Annotated in this window: 8 protein-coding genes, 1 other RNA gene and 1 pseudogene; 6 read left to right on the top strand and 4 right to left on the bottom strand. The window is 44.4% G+C overall.

What is annotated here, in order from left to right; translation table 11 throughout:
- From QUA24_RS26415 to QUA24_RS26400, 4 genes and pseudogenes are all read left to right on the top strand, one after another.
- Positions 1-743 (top strand): annotated as a pseudogene (locus tag QUA24_RS26415) (hypothetical protein); the annotation flags it as partial.
- Between the two features lie 626 nt (positions 744-1,369).
- A complete protein-coding gene (locus QUA24_RS26410; RefSeq protein ID WP_333233325.1) occupies positions 1,370-1,669 on the top strand; it encodes a hypothetical protein in 300 nt (99 codons plus the stop codon).
- The gene (locus tag QUA24_RS26405) at positions 1,666-2,004 is read left to right on the top strand and encodes a hypothetical protein (RefSeq protein WP_333233323.1); all 339 of its coding nucleotides are present in this window, start codon (positions 1,666-1,668) and stop codon (positions 2,002-2,004) included. Before QUA24_RS26410 ends, QUA24_RS26405 begins: the two co-directional genes overlap by 4 nt.
- 5 nt (positions 2,005-2,009) lie before the next feature.
- Positions 2,010-2,279: a hypothetical protein gene (locus tag QUA24_RS26400; protein WP_333233321.1), complete on the top strand. Its 270-nt coding sequence runs from the start codon at positions 2,010-2,012 to the stop codon at positions 2,277-2,279.
- Positions 2,280-2,477: 198 nt separating this feature from the next.
- Here QUA24_RS26400 and QUA24_RS26395 read toward each other — a convergent pair whose 3' ends face one another.
- The 3 genes from QUA24_RS26395 to QUA24_RS26385 all read right to left on the bottom strand — a co-directional run bounded on the left by QUA24_RS26395 (position 2,478) and on the right by QUA24_RS26385 (position 3,262).
- Entirely contained in the window at positions 2,478-2,867 is a 390-nt protein-coding gene (locus QUA24_RS26395) for a hypothetical protein (RefSeq protein ID WP_333233319.1), read from the bottom strand.
- An RNA gene (locus QUA24_RS26390) (hammerhead ribozyme type II) lies at positions 2,865-2,931 on the bottom strand. The genes QUA24_RS26395 and QUA24_RS26390 overlap by 3 nt, the downstream gene beginning before the upstream one ends.
- 22 nt (positions 2,932-2,953) lie before the next feature.
- Positions 2,954-3,262: a hypothetical protein gene (locus QUA24_RS26385; protein ID WP_333233317.1), complete on the bottom strand. Its 309-nt coding sequence runs from the start codon at positions 3,260-3,262 to the stop codon at positions 2,954-2,956.
- 77 nt (positions 3,263-3,339) lie between these two features.
- Between QUA24_RS26385 and QUA24_RS26380 the strand changes: the two genes are divergently transcribed.
- Both QUA24_RS26380 and QUA24_RS26375 read left to right on the top strand, forming a co-directional pair.
- On the top strand, positions 3,340-3,726 hold the full coding sequence (locus tag QUA24_RS26380) for a hypothetical protein (RefSeq protein ID WP_333233315.1): 387 nt from the start codon (positions 3,340-3,342) through the stop codon (positions 3,724-3,726).
- A gap of 165 nt (positions 3,727-3,891) precedes the next feature.
- Complete coding sequence (locus QUA24_RS26375) at positions 3,892-4,986, top strand: LPD29 domain-containing protein (protein WP_333233313.1); 1,095 nt, start codon at positions 3,892-3,894, stop codon at positions 4,984-4,986.
- A 604-nt stretch (positions 4,987-5,590) separates the two neighbouring features.
- Here the strand turns inward: QUA24_RS26375 and QUA24_RS26370 are convergent.
- The coding region (locus tag QUA24_RS26370; protein WP_333233311.1) for a hypothetical protein at positions 5,591-6,399 on the bottom strand (809 nt) is incomplete at its 5' end.

Genomic DNA, 6,399 nt, shown 5'->3' with positions numbered 1-6,399 from the left:
AAATGGTAGATATTGTTCTCAATGGTAGAGATTTTAACGTTTGCCTTTGGGCAGATTTACAATCATTTAATCTTGAAGCGATCGGAATGAAGGCTGATAAAAACAGCCGTCAAAATTTCAATCTACTTGGACTGGGCAACTATTACACAAACGACGAAGGGGTAAACGAAAGTTACGGCGTACTGACAAACATGATTAACGATCATTTTATGGTTCCCAACAAAGAGACCCGAACTCAATTACTAAGCGAGTTTGAACAACTTAAGCCCGTTTCCATGAAACATGAGCGACCAATATTGTTTGTGACATTAGAGCCGCCAACCATTTGCCTGCAAGCTGACATTAGACACTACCAGCGGCGCCATCAAAATACGTCAATAGATGAGTTTCCAAATGTGTCATCTGACTTTTCCGCCGATAATTCCGAGTTAGGCCTCGGAACACCCTGGAACATTCCGGCCTCCAAGATAGAAAATCCCGGAAACTCAGATGGAATGGGGATTGTAGACTTGGAAGCTTTTTTGCCTGATATACTAGCGGAAGCTTCCCCACCCGTGTTTTCGTCTGAATTTTCCGTAACTGAACACGATCAGAGAGTGCAATTAGCAAAAATGATAATTGCTCAAAATTTAGGTAAAGAAAAGACAATTTTCTTGTTGTGGGGTGCGCGTCCAGGGGGCAGAAATCACCACGTTTATACCGAAGCTAGAGAACTGCTTGATCGACTAATTAAGGGAGAATAAAACAATGACTAGGAGCGCAGAATATATTCTCTACATCCAGTCGGTAAACTGGCGCAAAAAGAGCAACAACGTACTTGCGTTAACAGGCAAACGATGTGCATTACATCCTTGGAAAAGAGCAACACACGCGCACCATCTCCATTATAAAAATTTACGGAATGAATGGGTTGTTAGAGATTGCGTCCCGCTGTCGCCGGAAGCGCATAAACTGATTCATCAAGATAGGTTTTGGAATCTAAACGGAGACTCCCGAACCCCATCGCTGTTGCGTCCGATTGTTTCAAACTACTTGAGAGTAGCGACTGTGTGCTTGATGATTCTGAATCCGCTTTTAAATTTAATGAGGAAATAAACAATCTATGTCCAACTTAAACTCTGAGCCATCTGAATACACGGTCAAAGATTTTGCTATTCCTGATCACACTCTAGAACAGGAACAACAAAAAAACTGAGTTGCTGGCCGAGATAGAGCAAGAATTCAAGCAATTGGGTGTTGATCGCGAATTCCAAAAAATGCTGAGCTACCAAACCACGGGGCACGCTCAAATAGGCACGGTTGAGTCTAATTTCGATTTGATGCTTTTTCGGGATTACTTGGGGCGGCTGGAAAGTAGGAGTATTGAGTGATGGCAAAAGAATTTAGTATTGGCGAATATTTAGCTGCAAAGGAGAGAATGCGAAACCTTTCTTCTTTGCAGCGCAAAATAGTAGATGCCATTCACCATCTTGGGGAAATGCCAACAAATACCGAAATTGCTAGGTATTGTTTTAGTACGCATCAAACAGTTTCAAGTACCTTGTCGGTGTTGAAAGGCAAGAAAATTGTAAACAATATTAGTTTCGGCAGAAATAGCTATTGGAATATAACCGATTTGCAAATTTGTCAAATGCTTGACATTCAAAAACAACCTCGCAATAATTTATGAGCCGAAACCTTTGCCGATCGACCTGCTGCGACAACATAGTCAGGTTATCCGATTTGCGGGGCAAGCCGATCGAATTCCGTCGCGTCCACACAGACCCCCCAAACATCGGCACGCGCTGGAATTGCCCGACTTGTGGCACCGCATACTTTGCCATCTGGCGAGATGCCAAGTGGCATTTCAACGGCTCAAAAATGGCGTTGGCTCGTGGCTTCGTAATTGACTTGAGCTACTACGAGTCATTCAACGACGAACCGGGCGAGCTTTCAGAACTAGAGAATCCGAGGCATTTGTGCTTGGATGAGGCGGAAGACATTCAGGAAATTTGGGGAGAATGAGAAAAATGAATTTATCAGGATTTCGGTTGTTGCGGTGGGAATACGGTTTAGTTGCTGATTTTCGCTATTCGTTAACAATTACTCAACCTTATTATTTTGCTTTGATTTTTATTAAGGCAACAAATGTAATGTATGAATGTTTCCCCGCCTCTGAAGTCTATCAAATAGATTTATCTTTTTTAGATAAAATAGTAAGTTTTGTAGAAAAAGAACCTGGTTTAGGTATACGCAAAATTGTTTTTACGGATGGAACATCTTTAGACATTAGTAAGTAGTTAAAATTTCTATGCAAATGTAAAGTATAATTTGAGTGTGGATAAATTATCAAATACAAAGCAGCTACCGACTCACATCAGATAGCTGCTTTTTTGTACGTAATTTGATTTTATTAGTCATTAAGCATTTGCTTTATTGTTTCCTTTGCGAGATTTGATGCTTATTGTTGCTTTCATCTGTAGAAGCCTTAAAATTGATTAATTAATTTTCAGCACTTCTCCCAAGGCTTCCCAGACTTTAGCTTTTGGCTCCCATTCAAGAGTTTGTTGATAATGATTGGGAAATTGTTTAAGTATTGGATAGCCCGCCCCACTTCCATAAATGTATTTAATACTTTCCCTGTCTCTTTGTCCACAAGCAGTGCCGAGGCTGCAAGCTCGGACTGCAAAGTATTGGTATTGATCGCCGGAATTCATTGGTGGCCAAAAATCGGAATAAAATAATATAGACCCTCTACCTCTTGAGGGGTCGCTAAGGCCGTCAGGCCTGTCTACCACGTTTATGCTGTGGATGTTGTTTAAAATCTTTTGCACTTCATCAAGGATGTATTCTTTTTCAGTCATAAGCTCAATTTTGATAAAATTCATAGTTTGCCATCTTCAGTACCAGGGTTACAACCACCTGGCAGACGCCCCGAAGGGCGTTTCAGCGTTCTTAGGGTCAATTTTGTCACTTAAAATGACTCTTCATCGGACGCACCATAATACCATTCATCATTAGATGGCTCTTTCTTTTGATAGCCTATCTTTTTAGCCCACGATTCAAGAACTTTTCGATATTCAGTGTTGCGTAAGTTTTCAGAAATTTTGCAAGCTCTCCAGTTTGGAGACAATTTAGTGTCGGAAAGAATAATCCAGTTTGCGTTAATTACTTTTTCCCGATCAAAGTTTGTGGTTAATTTACCACTTGTTTTAAATTCTTCGATTCTTTGATCAAAAAAAATTGTAAATTCTTCTTTTATGTTGTTTAATGATTTATTCATTTGCGTCGCCCCTTCTTGCCCTGTGAATATTAGTATCCTATAATCAAAGGGTTATATCAAGAGGTTCGGGAAAATAAATGACAAAATCCACAGGAGTCGGGCGGGGCGGGTATCGTGAGGGTGCGCGCCGCCCGGAATTGCCTAAAAGGCTTAAGCGCGAAAAGCAGATAATCAGCTTCCAGGCAGGTGACTTTGCATATTTTGTTGCGGTCATGGGAAGCGTAGAAGCCGCTAAAAAACAAATTGAACAGTGGGTGCGGGGGTATCCAATGGCTCGCGGCGAAACTGATCGCCTCCTAGCCCAGTCACCGTTGGCGGCAGAGTTGCTTACCTACCTTGAAGCGACGGACGCGCCGGAACAATTGCGTGATCGGCTGGAATCCTTGATAGTGCAGCGGGCGTCGGATGAGGTGAAAATTGCCGACGGGGTGATCAAGACTAAGAATGGGGCCTACATAGTTTAGTTATCAGTTATCAGTCATCAGCCCGCCAAAAACGGGCTGATTTTTTGTGCCGATTTTTATAAAACACAATACACCTTAATCTAAAAATACTTTTCAAAAGCTATTGACAAATTTCCGCACCGTGTATTATATTAAAAGAGTCACGGAAACAAGAAAAAGAAAAACATGGACATCAAAGACGTAGCCAAAGAAATCAGAGCAATCCTCAAGAAAGAATTCCCAGCCACCAAGTTCAGCGTAACAATCAGCCGATTCAGTATGGGTTCATCAGTTGACACATCTTGGACAGATGGCCCCACAACCGACCAAGTGGACAAGCTGATTGGACACTACGGCGACAGCCGCTCTCGGTTTATCGAAACTAGCAGAACACACAGCCGCGAGCTAGTTACTCAAGCTATCGCGGCTTGGAGAGAGCAAAACCCAGAGTACGCACACTTTACCGTCACCTGCAATGGCGAAACAAGCTGCCATGCCGAGTTCGACCTGAGCGAGTTTAATCGCGGTAGCCACTGCCTACAAGACTGTGAACGCTCTCTCATCAACGAGTTTATTTACGGTTCAGCTTTTGATGGAACAAACCTCATTCGTCTTCAAGAAAATGCAGACGACTGCGAGCCGGAAGTCGTTAGCGATCCTGAACCTGAATCAGTAGAGGTAGTCGCAGAAACCACGTCGCAACCGCAACCGAGTCACATAGACCCGTCAGATGCAGACGTGCTTGAGGTTGATCGCCAGCAAGCCTATGCTCAGTACATGGCTAGTCAGCAAGAAGCCGATGCACTCGAAGCTAAGCTTGCAGTCAAGAGGACAGAGGCTCAAGTTCATCTCGCAATAATGAAGGAAATTGACGAACAAATTGAAGCGAAAAAACGCGAAGCAGTAGTCATAGCACCTACACAAGCTCAACCTGATTTTGATGTCAAAAAACTTGAAGCTCAGAAAGTTACGCTAGTCTTGATTAACGGAATGGGCGTCCCTGTCTGTCGCCACGTCACAGTAATATCAGCCGACATCGTTTCTGCTAAGCGATACCAAGGCGACATGACTAGCAAGATGTGCTTGCAATTAGAGTATGTCGAAAAGGGCAAACGGAAGCTGAGAGGTACTAGGTACACTGAAGCCGATTTAGCGGTCGCGCTAGGCTGGCAGCAAATCGAAGTGCCTAGTAGTTTTACCTCCTTTGACACCGGGCTACTTGATGGAATGGTACGCCAAGCTAAAGACGTTGTTTACACTCAACAAAGCTTATTAAAGTAGACAATAATCCGGGCGGTATCGCAACACGGCCCCAAACGCCCAACAAAGAAGCCCCTTAGCACAAAGGGGCTTCTAGTTGTAACTTGTCACGGAAACAACCACTAAAATTATACCAGTATGTCACCAACACCAGAACCACAAAAAAAGTACAACGCATCAGAGCGGGGGCGCAAAGTTCGATCGGATTGGAACAAAGAACACAGAAAATACCTTGAGCAAAAGAGAGGTGATAGAAAAGGTGAATGTTCTTTCTGTGGACAAGTAAAATGGTTAGTCCGCAAGCATCCGCCTACTTGCCGGAAATGTAGATTAGAAAACTGGGTTTTAGGTGAAAACTAAGTCTAGGCGTGGCGGCGGTAGGATAGATGGGCGTTCGTGGTAAACTCTAATCAGTGTGAAGATACTGGGGAAGGTTTCATCTCACTAAATACCCAAAGCTAAAATCTAAAAGCGCTAACAGCCGTGTTCTGCTAGCGCTTTTTTAATGCGGTAGCAGCCTAAGTTACTTGATCGTAATCTTCTGGAAACCACTGATATTTTCAACTTTTAAGAAAACCGAGGCGACTACCGAGAGCAACTTTTTCAAAATTTTCTGCAACCACGCCTACCAAATTTCATCTTCTGACACCTCAATCCGACACAGGTAATCCGCCAACCCACCGCTAGAACTCAAAGGTTTTGCTACGGGCGTTGTGTGTCCGGCGTCCTTAACTTCTGCCATGTTCGCTACCAAAGTCGCCACACGCTTAGTAGGTCGCGCAAACTTGCTCAACACAGCGCTGATTTTAGCTTTAGCTGCTGCTGCGATTTCTTCGCCGTCAGGCGCTGCTTTGCTACCGTAATCGGTTACGGTAACATCGGATAAAGCTTTCACCAAAGTAGTTTCTGTGTTCTCGTCACCGATCGCGCTTTTAACTTCTACGATCGGCACGGTCAACAATTCTTGATTTGGCAACAACGCCACGGGTAGAGCCGGTTGGATATCTTGCAGCGCGATCGCCACTTCCTCAACCGACACCGCCGCTTTGGGTACCATCCAAGAATCTAAAACTGGCGACTGCACCCCAAGCTCCGACTGCCGCTCCCATTCCGATCGCCGAAACATCACCTGCGATTTAATTGACTCCCACACTGCCGCCATTTCATTCGGGCGGGCGATCGTCTGTGCCGCTTTCCGTGCGGCTTCCTGTGGCGTTGTGCCGGGGCGCGAGAGGTAATCTTGCTGTAGACATTGAATAGCGATCGAACACGCCACACCGGGCGCAATTTCCCATTCCCGTTGGTCAGACGTGCCCAGAGGAATACCTGACTTAAACTCTTCCCAGTAAGTGCAGGGTTTACCAGTGCTCAGGTTTTTGACGATCGTAAACGCCCAAGCAACCGGAGATTTACGCCCCAGTCGTTTGCCCAAAT

Origin of the sequence: Microcoleus sp. Pol12B5, from assembly GCF_036701335.1 — a bacterium.
Lineage (GTDB): Bacteria > Cyanobacteriota > Cyanobacteriia > Cyanobacteriales > Microcoleaceae > Microcoleus.
The sequence above is the reverse complement of the archived record's forward strand: the minus strand, read 5'-3'. Positions and strand labels throughout refer to the sequence as shown.